General features: G+C 67.1%; 15 protein-coding genes. 9 read left to right on the top strand and 6 right to left on the bottom strand.

Going from position 1 to position 13,894, the window contains the following annotated elements:
• The first annotated feature begins 13 nt into the window (after positions 1 to 13).
• Entirely contained in the window at positions 14 to 1,171 is a 1,158-nt protein-coding gene (locus H7K34_RS21205; protein WP_264064819.1) for an MFS transporter, read from the top strand.
• Here the strand turns inward: H7K34_RS21205 and moeA are convergent.
• Complete coding sequence (moeA, locus tag H7K34_RS21200) at positions 1,168 to 2,373, bottom strand: molybdopterin molybdotransferase MoeA (RefSeq protein WP_264064009.1); 1,206 nt, start codon at positions 2,371 to 2,373, stop codon at positions 1,168 to 1,170. The genes H7K34_RS21205 and moeA overlap by 4 nt on opposite strands.
• Positions 2,374 to 2,451: 78 nt before the next feature.
• On the opposite strand from moeA, the gene H7K34_RS21195 reads away from it, so the two are divergent.
• Both H7K34_RS21195 and H7K34_RS21190 read left to right on the top strand, forming a co-directional pair.
• Entirely contained in the window at positions 2,452 to 2,928 is a 477-nt protein-coding gene (locus tag H7K34_RS21195; protein WP_264064008.1) for a VOC family protein, read from the top strand.
• On the top strand, positions 2,919 to 4,361 hold the full coding sequence (locus H7K34_RS21190) for a flavin-containing monooxygenase (protein ID WP_264064007.1): 1,443 nt from the start codon (positions 2,919 to 2,921) through the stop codon (positions 4,359 to 4,361). The genes H7K34_RS21195 and H7K34_RS21190 overlap by 10 nt, the downstream gene beginning before the upstream one ends.
• Position 4,362: 1 nt before the next feature.
• Here H7K34_RS21190 and H7K34_RS21185 read toward each other — a convergent pair whose 3' ends face one another.
• Positions 4,363 to 6,117: a CocE/NonD family hydrolase gene (locus H7K34_RS21185; RefSeq protein ID WP_264064006.1), complete on the bottom strand. Its 1,755-nt coding sequence runs from the start codon at positions 6,115 to 6,117 to the stop codon at positions 4,363 to 4,365.
• A gap of 87 nt (positions 6,118 to 6,204) precedes the next feature.
• On the opposite strand from H7K34_RS21185, the gene H7K34_RS21180 reads away from it, so the two are divergent.
• Positions 6,205 to 6,816: a TetR/AcrR family transcriptional regulator gene (locus H7K34_RS21180; RefSeq protein ID WP_264064818.1), complete on the top strand. Its 612-nt coding sequence runs from the start codon at positions 6,205 to 6,207 to the stop codon at positions 6,814 to 6,816.
• Between the two features lie 20 nt (positions 6,817 to 6,836).
• Here H7K34_RS21180 and H7K34_RS21175 read toward each other — a convergent pair whose 3' ends face one another.
• The gene (locus H7K34_RS21175) at positions 6,837 to 7,328 is read right to left on the bottom strand and encodes a cupin domain-containing protein (RefSeq protein WP_264064005.1); all 492 of its coding nucleotides are present in this window, start codon (positions 7,326 to 7,328) and stop codon (positions 6,837 to 6,839) included.
• A gap of 31 nt (positions 7,329 to 7,359) precedes the next feature.
• On the opposite strand from H7K34_RS21175, the gene H7K34_RS21170 reads away from it, so the two are divergent.
• A complete protein-coding gene (locus H7K34_RS21170; protein WP_264064004.1) occupies positions 7,360 to 8,052 on the top strand; it encodes a M24 family metallopeptidase in 693 nt (230 codons plus the stop codon).
• A 5-nt stretch (positions 8,053 to 8,057) separates the two neighbouring features.
• Here H7K34_RS21170 and H7K34_RS21165 read toward each other — a convergent pair whose 3' ends face one another.
• Positions 8,058 to 8,969 carry an SDR family NAD(P)-dependent oxidoreductase gene (locus H7K34_RS21165; RefSeq protein WP_264064003.1) on the bottom strand — a complete coding sequence of 304 codons (912 nt, stop codon included), beginning with the start codon at positions 8,967 to 8,969 and terminating at the stop codon, positions 8,058 to 8,060.
• 105 nt (positions 8,970 to 9,074) lie between these two features.
• Between H7K34_RS21165 and H7K34_RS21160 the strand changes: the two genes are divergently transcribed.
• The 4 genes from H7K34_RS21160 (at position 9,075) to H7K34_RS21145 (ending at position 12,833) form a co-directional block, all read left to right on the top strand.
• Entirely contained in the window at positions 9,075 to 9,641 is a 567-nt protein-coding gene (locus H7K34_RS21160; RefSeq protein WP_264064002.1) for a TetR/AcrR family transcriptional regulator, read from the top strand.
• Between the two features lie 189 nt (positions 9,642 to 9,830).
• Positions 9,831 to 11,456 carry a chaperonin GroEL gene (gene groL / locus H7K34_RS21155; RefSeq protein ID WP_108926040.1) on the top strand — a complete coding sequence of 542 codons (1,626 nt, stop codon included), beginning with the start codon at positions 9,831 to 9,833 and terminating at the stop codon, positions 11,454 to 11,456.
• A 164-nt stretch (positions 11,457 to 11,620) separates the two neighbouring features.
• Complete coding sequence (locus H7K34_RS21150) at positions 11,621 to 11,995, top strand: heme-binding protein (RefSeq protein WP_264064001.1); 375 nt, start codon at positions 11,621 to 11,623, stop codon at positions 11,993 to 11,995.
• Between the two features lie 22 nt (positions 11,996 to 12,017).
• Positions 12,018 to 12,833 (top strand): SDR family NAD(P)-dependent oxidoreductase, encoded by an 816-nt coding sequence (locus tag H7K34_RS21145; RefSeq protein ID WP_264064000.1) that lies wholly within the window; start codon positions 12,018 to 12,020, stop codon positions 12,831 to 12,833.
• Positions 12,834 to 12,840: 7 nt separating this feature from the next.
• Here H7K34_RS21145 and H7K34_RS21140 read toward each other — a convergent pair whose 3' ends face one another.
• Positions 12,841 to 13,404 carry a carboxymuconolactone decarboxylase family protein gene (locus H7K34_RS21140; RefSeq protein ID WP_264063999.1) on the bottom strand — a complete coding sequence of 188 codons (564 nt, stop codon included), beginning with the start codon at positions 13,402 to 13,404 and terminating at the stop codon, positions 12,841 to 12,843.
• A 35-nt stretch (positions 13,405 to 13,439) separates the two neighbouring features.
• Positions 13,440 to 13,868, bottom strand: coding sequence for a pyridoxamine 5'-phosphate oxidase family protein (locus tag H7K34_RS21135; protein ID WP_264063998.1), 429 nt, complete (start codon positions 13,866 to 13,868; stop codon positions 13,440 to 13,442).
• Positions 13,869 to 13,894: the final 26 nt, after the last annotated feature.

The raw sequence follows: 13,894 nt of genomic DNA, 5'->3' as shown, positions 1-13,894 counted from the left end.
CTCGGTACGACAGCTGCGTCACGCAAAAATCACCGTCACCGTCGTCTTCACGGCGCATGCGGTGATGGCCGCGTCCTGGGTCGCCTATATCCCCCAAGTCAAAGCCCAGCTCGGTCTGTCCAACGCGGATCTGGGCACGGCGCTGTTCGGTGCGCCGCTGGGTTCCGTGGCGGCCATGATCTTTTGCCACTGGGCACTACCCCGGTGGGGCAGCCGCCGGTTGGTTCCCGTCACCCTCGTCGGTTATGCCGTCGCCACCACAACTATTGGGGTGGCCTCCTGCGAGCTGTCGCTGTTCCTGACACTGGCCGTGTGGGGCGTGTTTCAGGGTGCATTGGACGTCGCGATGAACACCCAGGCCGCCACCGTCGAGCGGCTCGCGCGGGCGCCGATCATGGCTCGCTTCCACGGCATGTGGAGTGTGGGCGCATTGCTCGGAGCAAGCACCGGTGCGGCCGCTGTGACCGCCGGAGTCGGCCTGAGCCCGCTGTTGACGGTCGTGGGGATCGTCGTCCTCGTTGTCGCGGGACCGTTCACCCGGTACCTGGTAGCCGAGCAGGCGGACGCCGGCGATTCGAGAGCGCGCTCGAGGAGGCGCTCGGGGTTGACGGCCACGGTGGGCGTGCTTGCCGCAGTGTCCTTCGCGTCCTTTCTGGCCGAGGGCGCAGCGTCGGACTGGTCGGCCACCTACTCACGCAACGTCGTCGGTGCCAGCCCCGGCGCGGCCGCGCTGAGCTACGCCGCGTACACCTTGCTGATGGTGGTCACCCGGTTGGGGGCCACCCGGCTGCAGGCACGCTTTTCCGCCCGTCGGCTACTGCCCGTGTTAGCCCTGTTCGCGGCGATCACGATGAGTGTGACGCTGGTGGTGGCCAACCCCGTCGTCAGCGTGATCGGCTTCGCCTGCCTGGGTGCCGGCGTGGCGCTGCTGGTTCCCACCGCGTTCAGCGCCGCCTACTCTGCGGGCAACGCAGGGTCGGCGATTGCGATCGTGGCTGCCGGCGGCTGGCTGGGCTATCTGTTGGGGCCGCCGTTGATCGGCCATCTCGCCGACCGGATTGGATTGCCGGGAGCGCTAGTGACCATTCCGGTGATGGTGAGCGTGGCCGCGATCGCAATCCGGTGTACCTCTGCGTTCGAGGCCGCCGACGACTTTCACCGGGCGCCTTAGCTCAGATCCCAGACCTGCAGCTCGGTTCCGGCGGACACCTCCTCGACATCCTCGGGGATGTCGAGGAGTCCGTTCGCCGAGGCGAGCCAGCGCAGATGGTGTGAGGCCGGCGGGCCGTAGCTGAGCACGCTGCCGCCGTCGGTGTCGAGGATCGCGCGGCGGAACTGACGCTTGCCCCGCGGTGAGGTCAACGACTCGGCGAGAACCGCGGGCCGGTGCGGGCGGTGCGGGTTCGGTAGGCCCATGGCCGTGCGCAGCGCCGGACGCATGAACACCTCGAAGGACACCAACGCGCTGACCGGGTTGCCGGGCAGGGTGACGATCGTCGTGCCGGCGACCCGCCCGATGCCCTGGGGCATCCCGGGTTGCATTGCCACCTTGACGAATTCGACTCCCTGATCACCCTCACGACCAAAGGCGTCTTTGACGACCTCGTAGGCGCCGGCGCTGACTCCGCCGCTGGTGATGATCAGGTCCGCGTTCCCCGCGTGCCGATCCAGGATCGAGCTGAACTGCTCGACGTCGTCTTCGGCGGTCGCGACGGCGCTCACGTCCGCGCCCGCTTCACGCACGGCCCCGGCCAGCATGATCGAGTTGGACTCGTAGATCTGTCCGGCCAGCAGCGGGGTGCCCGGCGTCACCAGCTCCGTTCCGGTCGAGATCACCAGCACCCGCTGCCGTGGGATCACGGATAGCCCCGGCAATCCCAGCGCCGCGGCCAGGCCCAGCACTGCCGGCGTGACGACCTGGCCCTTGCGCAGCACGGTGGTGCCCGGTGCCACGTCCTCGCCCGCGCGACGGATGTGCTTGCCGGGCGGTGAACCTGAGCGGATCGTGACCGAGTCGACGCCGCCATCGGTGTTCTCCACCGGCACAATGCCCGTTGCCCCGGCCGGCAGTGGCGCGCCGGTCATAATCCGGTGCGCGGTCCCGGGTTGCAGCGTCAACTGATCGATGCGCCCGGCCGGAATATCCTCGGCGACCGGCAGTACCACCGGATGCTCGGGCGTGGCGTCCGCCGTGTCCTCGGCGCGCACCGCGTATCCGTCCATCGCGGAGTTGTCGAAAACCGGCAGCGCCAGGTCGGCAACCACGTCGTCGGCCAGGACCAGGCCTTGCGCCTGCGCCAGCGGGACCGTGACGGCGGGGCGGGCACTGATCATTGCCGCTACGACGCGCTGATGCTCTTCGACTGACCGCACCCGGCCATTATCGGCCTGTCGGATTTCGAAGCCAGTACTACCCGCCCCGGGGGTCTCGCGCGACGTAGAGTCGAGAACGTGATTACCGGGTTGGCCCATACCGGGGTATGCGTCCCGGATTGTGAGGCCGCGGTGGCCTTCTACCGAGACGTATTGGGCCTGCGTGTGCTCTCGCCGCCGTATGTGATGGCCGGTAACGCCATTCGCAACGACATGGGCGAGCTGGTGGCCGACCCCACCATGAAAGCGGCCATTGTCGGCCTGGGCGACGACAGTGATCGCGTCCTGGAGGTGATCGAGTACCTCAACGTCGACGGTGACTCTCCCGCCGGCAGGGCCCTGACCGACCACGGGCTCTCGCACGTCGGGCTGATCTGTACGGACCTCGACGCCACTCGGGCCGAACTCGAGAGCAAGGGAGTTCGCTTGCTGGTCAGCGGAATTGCGGACGTCGCCCGCGTGCGCACCACGTGGTTCGTCGACCCCTGGGGCGTGGTGTTCATCCTGGTGGAGAAGAGCCGTCCCGAGCGACCCTACTTCGCGCAATGGGGCTGAAGCCGCGCGTCGGGGTGATCGGCGCGGGTGCCGGGGGCATCGCGATGGGAATTCAGCTCGCGCAGGGGGGCTACGGCTTCACCATCTTCGACCGCGCCGACGGATTCGGAGGCACCTGGCGGCACAACACTTTTCCGGGTGCGGCCTGCGATGTCCCGTCGCATCTGTACTCGTATTCGTTCGCGCTCAACCCGCGATGGAGCAAGACCTACGCGAACCAGCCCGAGATCCTGGCCTATCTCGAAAGGGTGGCCGACGAACACGGGCTGGGCCCACACCTGCGGCCGGGCACCGCGATCAGCACGGTGCGCTGGTCGGACGCGCACCGCCGCTGGACGCTGGTCACCGACGACGGGGATGAGCACGAGTTCGACGCCGTGGTGAGCGCGGTCGGGATGCTCGATGTGCCCCACGTCCCGGATATCCCTGGGGCGCTACGTTTTCGGGGAAGGCGATTCCACTCCGCGCGCTGGGATCACAGCAAGTCGACGGCGGGTGAGCGGGTCGCATCCATCGGTACTGGCGCCAGCGCGATCCAGTACGTTCCCGCGATCGCCCCAAAAGCCGGTCATCTCACCGTCTTTCAGCGAACCCCGATCTGGATCTCGCCCCGCTTCGATTTTCCGTTCAGCGCCGAGCAGCACGCGGAGTTCGAACGCGATCCCGCAGCGGTTCAGAAGCTGCGCGACGAGGCCTTCGACGCCTACGAGTCGTCCAGTTTCGACGTCGACGCCACGCAGACCCGCGAGGCGACCGAGCTGGCCCGCAGCTACCTGATGCGCAAGGTCGCCGATCCCGAGCTGCGCGCCAAGCTGACGCCGGACTACCCGGCGGGTTGCAAGCGGCCACTGATGTCGCGTGAGTGGTACCCGACGTTCGGATTGCCGAACGTCAGCCTGGAAACGACCGCGATCGCCGAGATCACCGAGCGGGGCGTGCGCACCACCGACGGCGCCGAGCATCTCGTCGACACCATCATCTACGGCACCGGCTTCAAAGCCGCCGACTATCTGGACAGCATCGACGTGTACGGAAGCGGCGGCCGTCAGCTGCGCGAGGACTGGAGCGACGGCGCGGAAGCCTACCTGGGCACGCTGATCGCCGGGTATCCGAACTTCTTTACGCTCTACGGCCCCAACACCAATGGCGTCAACTCGATCATCTACATCCACGAGGCGCAGACGACGTTCATTCGCCAGATACTCGACGTAATGGGCAGTCGCGGCGCGCGGACCATCGAGGTCACCCCCGACGCACAGCGCCGCTACAACGACGAGCTCCAGACCGCGATGGAGGGCAGGGTCTGGCTCGCCTGCACCAATTACTTTCGCCATCCTAGTGGCAAGGTCGTCACCCAATTGCCCTACAGCGGGCGGACATTCTTCGAGCGCACCCGCACGCTGGTCGACGACGACTACCGGCTGCGTGCATAACCTAGCCAAGCACCGGCAGCAGCAGCCGCGACGACGACCGGATGGTGTTGATGGTGCTAGTGCCGACGGGCGCATGACGGAAGTCCATGATGGCCGGAACGTCGGGGTTCTGGTCGTCGCTGGTGAGTGTCAACCGGATACGGTGCCCGCGGCGGAACCGGCGGGCGTTGGGGAGCAACGGGATTCGATACACGACGTCTTGACCGATCGGGACCCCGACCGCGGTCCGGCACGATAGCGCCGGGGCGCCGGGTCGGCTGGCGTCTTCGTCGATCTCGCGCAGGCTGGCCCGAAGCCATCCACTGGTGAGGTGGTCGACAAGCGAGCCGTCTTCGGTGATATCGGACACGGTGACGATCCAGCCGGTGTCCAACGCCGTCGCCGAAGCGACCAAGCGCAGTTCGATGTCTCCGGCCACATCGAGGTCATCATCCAGCGGCGCGGTGGTCCAGGTCAGCAGCGACGGCGGATCGATCTCGCTGGGCCTGGCGCGGTTGAGTCCTGTTCCCAGGGAACAATATTCGCGGCTGCCGGGTTCGCCCTCGTCGGCGGCGAGGGCCGCGTCGGCGCGCAGCGCAAGTTCGACGTGCGAGCTGCGCGCGGGCGGCCACGACTCCTCGGCCTTCCACTCGTCGGCTTCGGGCAGGAAGTAGCGGAACGCGGGCCCCTCGAGGATCCCGGTGTCGCGTCCCTTGAGCCAATGGTCGTACCACGCGAGCGCCTCGATGTGCATGCTCTCCCATGGCCAGGTCAGGCCGTACTTGCCGAGCATCGCGACCCGGACACAGGGGCTCTTGGTCAGGTTGCGCAGCGCCGTAAAGGTCGACGGCAGATGAAGCGGCGCATTCTCCCAATCGCAACCCAAATAGACTGGTATGTCGATGTTTTCGAGCAGAGGCGTAAGGTCGCGTTCGTCCCACCATGCGTCCCGTATCGGATGTCTGACGACGGCGTTCTGCCAGAGCTCGTCCCACGGCCGCGGCGGATGCGGGAGTTTCATCAGCAGGTTGAGCATGCCGTTGGCCGATTCGCCGTTCATCGTGGCGAATTTCTTGTGCACCGGCGGCAGATTCAAGATGCGCCGGGCAACGGTGAACGGCCCGCTGCGGTAGAACCTGTCGCTCTTTGGCGCCGTCAGCCCCAGTATCGACAGAAACGAACTGACAAATTTCGAACTGGGCAGGCCGTGATGGGTCGCGGCGTCGTAGAGATCGCTGGTGACGGCGAACGGAAAGATGGCCCTCAGATGTGGGGGCCGCTCGACGGCGGCCTCCAGTTGAGTCATGGCGAAGTAGCTGATGCCGAGCATCCCGACATTGCCGTCACACCACGGTTGTTCGGCGACCCACTCGATCACGTCGTGCATGTCCCGGCGCTCTTGACTATCGAAGAAGGCGAAAGTCCCACCGGAGCCGCCGGTTCCACGCAGGTTCACGATGATGTGGACATAGCCGTGCGGCACCCAGAAGTCGGTTGCGCCCGCCTCGATGAAGCCGGCCGGCGCGCCGAGGTCTTGTATCTGCCGGGCATAGGGCGATGCGGCCACCAGCGCCGGAAACGACCCGTCGGCATCCGGGCAATAGATGTCGGCCATCAACTCGATTCCGTCGCGCATCGCAATCTTGACGTTGAGGTGCCGGCGCGTGCCGTACCCCGGTTCGCTCAGGTTGCGGAACTCGCGGCCCGATGTCTGCGGTCCGTTCAGCCGGCGCTGGCCGCGGTCAAGTCCGGCGACGCGTTTCGAGGTGGTGATCACGGGGCTCTCCAAAGTTTCATGCTGCGTTGAGACAAGTCTCACGCTACGTTGAGATAAGTCTCAACGCAAGAGGAAATTCACGCTATGATGAGACTCGTGCCGAAGAAATCGTTAACTCCGGGTCCGCGCGATGAACGCGGCGTGCTGGCCGCGCGGATTGTTGCCGCCGCCCGCGACGAGTTCGCCGATCACGGCTGGGCCGGAACCACGATCCGGGCGGTCGCGCGGGCGGCCGATGTCGACCCCGCGCTGGTCTACCACTACTTCGGTTCGAAGGAAGGCCTGCTGGACGCCGCGACCAACCCGCCGCAGAAGTGGCTGGACAACGTCGCCAAGGCGTGGGCTACGCCGATCGATCAGCTAGGCGCCGCGCTGATCACGCTGTTGCTGGCCAGCTGGGCCGACGACGAGGTCGGCCCGACGCTGCGCGCCATCCTGCAGACCGCCGCGCACGAACCGGCCACCCGGGAGAAGCTGCGCCGCGTCGTCGCGGGCAGCCTGATGGGTGTTGCTGAACTCGGCAGCGATGAACGCGACCGCCTGGTCCGCAGCGGGCTCGTCTCCTCACAGATGATGGGTTTCGCCCTGATGCGCTACGTCTGGAGGATCGAGCCGCTGGCATCGATGACCGACGACGAGGTGATCGCCGCGATCACGCCCAACCTGCAGCACTACGTCAGCGGCGATCTGAGCGCTTGACTGCTCGCCAGGCCCAGCGCTCAGACCCAATAGTTGTCGTGCGAGACGAACCACTGAGTGCGTTCGTCGTCGGTCATGTCGGCCAGCGCGCCAAGGCCCTCGAAGTAGGCCTCGCGCGGCGCACCCGGCGCGAACAGAACCAGGACCGAAGTGGGTTCGTCGGCCTCGTTGCGGAAACCGTGGATGCCGCCCGGCGGGACGTAGAGGAAGTCACCTTGATGCCCGTCGGTCCACTCCGTGCCCTCGTAGAGCTTGATCGTCCCGGAGAGCACGAAGAAGGCCTCGGACATGGCGCGGTGAAAGTGGGCCGCGGGCCCGCCGCCGGCCGGGCCGATGTCGACCCGGTACAGGCCGTAGTCGCCGTCGGTCGCCTGCTGGTTCGCCAGGTAGTGGTATTTGACGCTGGCAGTCTCGTAGTCCGGTGGGGCGTCGGCTCGTCTAAGCCAGGCGCTGACCTCTGGCTCGTCGGCGGTGTAGCGGGGCGGCGGATACGGCGGCACGAGGAGGGACATGGTTTCCAGATTGCCAGTTAGCATCGCGAGGGTGGCGGAGCCGGAGGACGTGCGCGTGGAACGGCTGCTGGACGCCCAGGACAAGGCGGCGCAATTGTTCGACGAGATCGAACGGCGCGCGATGGTCCGGCCCGGCGTGGCAGAGCGGGCGTTATCCGACGAGATTCGCGACCTGGCCGCGGAGATGTTCGGCGTGACCCGGCACTGGCACCGGCGCATCGTGCGAGCCGGCGAGAACACCTTGCAGCCCTTCAAGGAGCATCCGCCGGACCGGGTGATCGCCGATGACGACATCGCGTTCCTCGACCTGGGGCCCGTCTTCGAGGAATGGGAGGCCGACTTCGGGCGGACGTTTGTGCTGGGCGACGATCCTGCCAAAATGGCTGTCCGCGACGCACTTCCGCGGGTCTGGGCGGCCGGGCGCCACTACTTCGACGAGCACGCTTGCGTCACCGGCACCGAGTTGTTCGACTATGTGGTCGGCGCGGCCGGGGCCGAGGGGTTCGACTGGGGCAGTCCGATCGCCGGCCATTTGGTGGGCGAGTTTCCGCACAAGAAGATCGCCGGCGACGGCGCGCAGTGGTACATCACACCCGGTGCGGACAAGCCGATGCGGCGCACCGACGGCCGCGGGCGGCCGTGCCACTGGATCCTCGAGATCCATCTGGTCGACCGCCCGCGCGGTTTCGGCGGCTTCTACGAGCAGCTGCTCGATCTGCCTTAGCTGCCCTAGTCGAAGGGGTAGACCACACCGGTGAGCTCCTCGGAGACCGCCCACAACCGGTGCTGCACCTCGAGGTCATGCGACTTCTCGCTGGACGACACGATCTTGGGGTGGCCGCGTTGCTCGCCGAGGCCGTCGGGGCCGTAGTACTGCCCGCCGAGCACGCCGGGGTCGGTCGCGGCACGCAGGGTCGGCAGCGCGCCCATATCGGCTCCCTGGAACAGCGGCTCGATCGCCGGCGCGATGCGCGCCAGCAGCGGAGGCAGGTGGCGGGTCAGCTCGGTGCGGGAGCCGCCGGGGTGCGCGGCCGCGGCGATCGTCGTCCCCTGGGGAGCCAGCCGTCGCTGCAGTTCATAGGTGAACAGCAGGTTGGCCAGCTTGGCCTGCCCGTAGGCGGCGACCCGGTTGTAGCTGCGCTCCCACTGCAGATCGTCGAAGTGAATGTCGCCGCGGATGCGGTGCCCGATGCTGCTGACCGTCACGACCCGGGACCCGGCGACCGGCAGCAGCCGATCCAGGAGCAGGCCGGTGAAGGCGAAATGGCCGAGGTGGTTGGTGCCGAACTGCAGCTCGAAGCCGTCTTTGGTGGTCGACTTCGGCGTCCACATCACGCCCGCGTTGTTGATCAGCAGGTCGATGCGGTCGTGCGCGGACCGCAGCTCGTCGGCCGCGGCCCGGATCGAGTCCAGCGACGTCAGGTCGAGCTCCTGCAGCGCGACATCGGCCTGCGAGCTGCTGGCCGCGATGCGTGCGGCGGCCTCCTTGCCTTTGTCGAGATTGCGCACCGCCAGCACGACTTGGGCGCCGTGGTCGGCTAGTGCGGCGGCGGTTTCGTAGCCCAGGCCGGTGTTGGCTCCGGTGATGACGGCGACGCGACCGGATTGGTCGGGAATGTCGGCGGCGGTCCATTTGGCCATGACGGGCTCCTTAAGAACTTGTAGAGTAAAACGGGGCGAGCGCTCCGGTTGTCTTCACTATACGGAACGATCGCCCCGCTTTGTCAACCGATGGGTGGTGAATAGATGGCGCAGCCCGAACGTCGGCTGCGTGCCGACGCGGCGCGCAATCGTGCGCGGGTGCTGGAGGTCGCCTATGACACTTTTGCGGCCGAGGGCTTGTCGGTGCCCATCGACGAGATCGCGCGTCGCGCCGGAGTCGGGGCCGGCACCGTCTACCGGCATTTCCCGACCAAGGAGGCGCTGTTTGCGGCGATCATCGAGGACCGCATGCAGCGATTGGTCGACGACGGGCGCGCCCTGCTGGAATCCGACGGACCTGGCGAGGCGCTCTTTGTCTACCTGCGCTCGATCGTGTTGCAGTGGGGCGCCGGGGACCGTGGCCTGGTCGACGCCCTGGCCGGGTTCGGCATCGACATCGCCACCGCGGCGCCGGACGCCGAGGAAGCCTTCCTGGCGATCCTCGACGAGCTGCTGCGCGCCGCGCAGCGGGCGGGCACCGCGCGGCCGGACATCGGGGTGCGCGAAGTGAAGGCGATCATGGTCGGATGCCAGGCGATGGAGGCCTACAACTCGGAGTTGGCCGAGCGGGTTACCGACGTCGTCGTCGACGGTTTACGCGCTAGGCGATAGCGGCTGCCCCGTGACACTGGCACTCGCAGTGGGTGAGTGCTAGGTCGGGACGGTGAGGCCCAGGCTGTCGTCGCTAGACGGCAACTTGAGCCGTCCGTCGCGGGCACTGCGCCCGGCCAGCGTAAGTAACCTGATGGCCCACCACGTGGCCATTGGGTGTCATCCCCAATCCGGAGGAATCACTTCGCAATGGCCAAGACAATTGCGTACGACGAAGAGGCCCGTCGCGGCCTCGAGCGGGGTCTGAACAGCCTCGCCGACGCGGTAAAGGTGACGTTGGGCCCCAAGGGTCGCAACGTCGTCCTGGAGAAGAAGTGGGGCGCTCCCACGATCACCAACGATGGTGTGTCCATCGCCAAGGAGATCGAGCTGGAGGACCCGTACGAGAAGATCGGCGCCGAGCTGGTCAAGGAAGTTGCCAAGAAGACCGACGACGTCGCCGGTGACGGCACGACGACGGCCACGGTGTTGGCTCAGGCGCTCGTCAAAGAGGGCCTGCGCAACGTCGCTGCCGGCGCCAACCCGCTGGGTCTCAAGCGCGGCATCGAGAAGGCCGTCGAGAAGATCACTGAGACCCTGCTGAAGTCGGCCAAGGACGTTGAGACCAAGGCGCAGATCGCTGCGACCGCGGGCATCTCCGCGGGCGACCAGTCGATCGGTGACCTGATCGCCGAGGCGATGGACAAGGTCGGCAACGAGGGCGTCATCACCGTCGAGGAGTCCAACACCTTCGGCCTGCAGCTCGAGCTCACCGAGGGCATGCGGTTCGACAAGGGCTACATCTCGGGCTACTTCGTCACCGACGCTGAGCGTCAGGAAGCGGTCCTGGAGGACCCCTACATCCTGCTGGTCAGCTCCAAGGTGTCGACCGTCAAGGACCTGCTTCCGCTGTTGGAGAAGGTCATCCAGGGCGGTAAGCCGCTGCTGATCATCGCCGAGGACGTCGAGGGCGAGGCACTGTCCACGCTGGTCGTCAACAAGATCCGCGGCACCTTCAAGTCGGTGGCGGTCAAGGCCCCCGGCTTCGGTGACCGTCGCAAGGCGATGCTGCAGGACATGGCCATCCTCACCGGTGGTCAGGTCGTCAGCGAAGAGGTCGGCCTCTCCCTGGAGACCGCCGACATCTCGCTGCTCGGTAAGGCCCGCAAGGTCGTGATCACCAAGGACGAGACCACCATCGTCGAGGGCGCCGGAGACTCCGACGCCATCGCCGGCCGGGTGGCCCAGATCCGCGCCGAGATCGAGAACAGCGACTCCGACTACGACCGTGAGAAGCTGCAGGAGCGCCTGGCCAAGCTGGCCGGCGGTGTTGCGGTGATCAAGGCCGGAGCTGCCACCGAGGTGGAGCTCAAGGAGCGCAAGCACCGTATCGAGGACGCGGTCCGCAACGCCAAGGCCGCCGTCGAGGAGGGCATCGTCGCCGGAGGTGGCGTGGCCCTGCTGCAGGCGGCACCGGCCCTAGAGGAGCTCAAGCTCAAGGGTGACGAGGCCACCGGTGCCAACATCGTCCGGGTGGCGCTCGAGGCTCCGCTGAAGCAGATCGCCTTCAACTCCGGGCTGGAGCCCGGCGTTGTCGCCGAGAAGGTCCGCAACTCGAAGGCCGGCACCGGCTTGAACGCCGCCACCGGTGAGTACGAGGACCTGCTGAAGGCCGGCGTTGCCGACCCGGTCAAGGTGACTCGTTCGGCGCTGCAGAACGCGGCGTCGATCGCGGGGCTGTTCCTGACCACCGAGGCTGTCGTTGCCGACAAGCCGGAGAAGTCGGCCGCGCCGGTCGGCGACCCGACCGGCGGCATGGGCGGTATGGACTTCTAAGAAGTCGACTAGCGAAAAGCCCGGTCCCCTGGAAACCCCAGCGGGCCGGGCTTTTTCCTTGTCCGACGGTCGGCCATTGTCCGGGCCTGGGTCGAGCGTCTTCGGCATTTTTGGGTAATTGATCTACTGAACATTCGAACAGTTGGGGACGAAGGGACCACGCAATGAGCAAATCGTTATGGCGCACACTTTTTGGAGCGATCCTCGGCTGCGTTCTGTGCGTCATGATCGCGCCGACCGCAGGTGCCGCGCCTGATCCCAGCTCCGCCAGCGGCGTCGCCGCCACCGCCAGCGGGGTACTCAACGCGGCAAGCGGATATCTCGACGGCCATCCCGACGCCAACAACGTCATCACTGCCGCGGTCAACCAATCGCCCGCCGACGCGAAGGCGTCCGTGCGTGGCTATTTCCTCAGTCATCCCGGTGAGGCATTGGAGCTGAAGGGTATCGCGCAACCGCTGCTTGACCTGCGCAGCCAATGCAACAATTCAATTTCTCCCGATCAGCTGGCGGCTTTGTTCAACGCGCTGTCCGGCTAGCCGCGACCGGTAGGTTAACCCCGTGGCTCTTCCGACTCCCGCACCTACCAGCACGGCCGTCGTCACCGGAGCATCGTCGGGCATCGGCGCCGCGATCGCCCGCGAGCTCGCCGATCGTGGACACGGCGTCACCCTCGTCGCGCGCCGCGAGGAGCGGCTGCGCGAGTTGGCAAACGAACTGGCGGGCTGCGGCTCGAAGGTAGAGGTGATCGGCTGCGACGTCGCGGATTCCGCCGCTCGCGCCGGCCTCTTCGACGAGATTGAGCGTCGCGGGCTGACGGCCGACATCCTGGTCAACAACGCCGGCATCGGCACCATCGGGTCGGTGGCGACCACGTCGGTCGACGACGAGATCGCCCAGGCGCGGGTCAACGTCGAGGCCGTCATCGACCTGACCACGCGCGCCGTCCAACAGATGGTGCCCCGCAAAAAAGGCGCGATCCTCAACGTCGGATCCACCGCGGGCTACCACCCGTTCCCCGGCCAAGTCGGCTACGCGGCCACCAAGGCGTTCGTGATCACCTACACCGAAGGCCTACGCGCCGAACTCGCCGGCAGCGGTGTCACCGTCGCGCTGCTCAACCCCGGGCCGGTGCGCACCGAGTTCCTGAAGAACGCCGGCATGGACGAGCGGAAATTCGCCGACGCGTTCCCGAAGTTCATGTGGCTACCGGCAAGCGATGTCGCGCGCACCGGAGTCGACGCCCTCGACCGCGATCGCGGAACCGTGATCCCCGGGCTGCCGAGCCAAATCAACACCAAGCTGTTTCAGTTGATGCCGCGGCGGCTGCTGCTGCCGCTACTGAAAAAGCAGCATCCGGGGCTTAAACGGCCCTAAGCAAAACTCAGCGAGCTGCGCCCGGCCAGCGCCGCATCCAGCCCTCCGCGGGAAGCGCCAGCGCGTTGCACAGCGTGCAGATCGTGCGATACCACCCGAGGGCCGTGAGCAATTCGATGCGCTGCTCGTCGTCGAGCTCGTCGCCCAGCGCCGCCCACGTCGCCTCCGACCACGAGCCGGTGCGCTCCAGCTCGTCCACCGCCTCGATCAGCGTCCGCTCGGCCGGGGCCCACCGCGGATCATCCGGGCCGCCGGTGACCAGTGCGTCGCACTCGTCGTCGCCGACACCGGCGATCGGCCCCCAGAACGCCGCCTGCCCGCCCCACTCGTACTCGCAACCCAGCAGCGCGCAGATGCGCAGAATCGCGATCGTTCGGGTCCTGGGCGGCAAAAGCGCTGCGATGTAGAGGGATTCACCGAGCTTGCGCAGCCGGCTGGCCAGCGCCGGATGGCGCTGCAGGCAGCGCACCAGAAGCAGCGGCTCATACGAGCGGTCCGGGTGGCCCCAGCTGTTGATGCTGGTGGCATCTTCTTCGCTCCACGGCGGGGCGAGCGGCGCGACGCGGCTCATCCGAACGACTGTACGGCGGCGGCCGCCCCGTTTCCTCAGGCGGGCAGCGAGAACACCACGCAGTCGTGCAGGCAGCCTTTGGCCGTGTCGGGGGAGTCGGGGTCGGCTTCGCGGTGCAGCAGGGCGCGGGTCGGCAGCACGCCCAACCGGACTGCTTCCGAGCCGGACTCGGTGGTTTCGGCTTCACCGTCGACGATCAGCGAATAGCCGCCGGGCTCGGGCGGCGGCCACAGCAGCGTGACATCGCTGCGGTGAGCCAGGTTTTCGCGTGTGCGGCCACCGATGAGTCCGACGTCGACGACGGTGCGGCGCCCGTCCGGGCCGTCGGAAAGGTCGCGCAGCCGGGGTTCGACCGTCACGGTGTGCACGCGGTACCCGTCGTCGACGGTGATCAGGTACGCGAACGGGTAGTCGGGCAGGGCGGCGGCCAGGCGGTCGAGGTCCACCCTCTTCTTCGTGCGCATGATCTCGAGGATAGGCGTCTTACGCC

Source organism: Mycobacterium montefiorense (genome assembly GCF_025823255.1).
In the GTDB taxonomy this organism is placed as follows: Bacteria; Actinomycetota; Actinomycetes; order Mycobacteriales; family Mycobacteriaceae; genus Mycobacterium; species Mycobacterium montefiorense.
Note: the sequence above shows the minus strand (reverse complement) of the source record. Positions and strands in the feature narration are given on the sequence as shown.

Excerpts from the sequence above, each read along its gene's own strand:
- H7K34_RS21190 (WP_264064007.1), top strand. The coding sequence starts at position 2,919 with ATGGGGCTGAAGCCGCGCGTCGGGGTGATCGGCGCGGGTGCCGGGGGC.
- H7K34_RS21180 (WP_264064818.1), top strand. The coding sequence starts at position 6,205 with ATGAGACTCGTGCCGAAGAAATCGTTAACTCCGGGTCCGCGCGATGAA.
- H7K34_RS21175 (WP_264064005.1), bottom strand. The coding sequence starts at position 7,328 with ATGTCCCTCCTCGTGCCGCCGTATCCGCCGCCCCGCTACACCGCCGAC.
- H7K34_RS21165 (WP_264064003.1), bottom strand. The coding sequence starts at position 8,969 with ATGGCCAAATGGACCGCCGCCGACATTCCCGACCAATCCGGTCGCGTC.
- H7K34_RS21160 (WP_264064002.1), top strand. The coding sequence starts at position 9,075 with ATGGCGCAGCCCGAACGTCGGCTGCGTGCCGACGCGGCGCGCAATCGT.
- groL (WP_108926040.1), top strand. The coding sequence starts at position 9,831 with ATGGCCAAGACAATTGCGTACGACGAAGAGGCCCGTCGCGGCCTCGAG.
- H7K34_RS21150 (WP_264064001.1), top strand. The coding sequence starts at position 11,621 with ATGAGCAAATCGTTATGGCGCACACTTTTTGGAGCGATCCTCGGCTGC.
- H7K34_RS21140 (WP_264063999.1), bottom strand. The coding sequence starts at position 13,404 with ATGAGCCGCGTCGCGCCGCTCGCCCCGCCGTGGAGCGAAGAAGATGCC.
- H7K34_RS21135 (WP_264063998.1), bottom strand. The coding sequence starts at position 13,868 with ATGCGCACGAAGAAGAGGGTGGACCTCGACCGCCTGGCCGCCGCCCTG.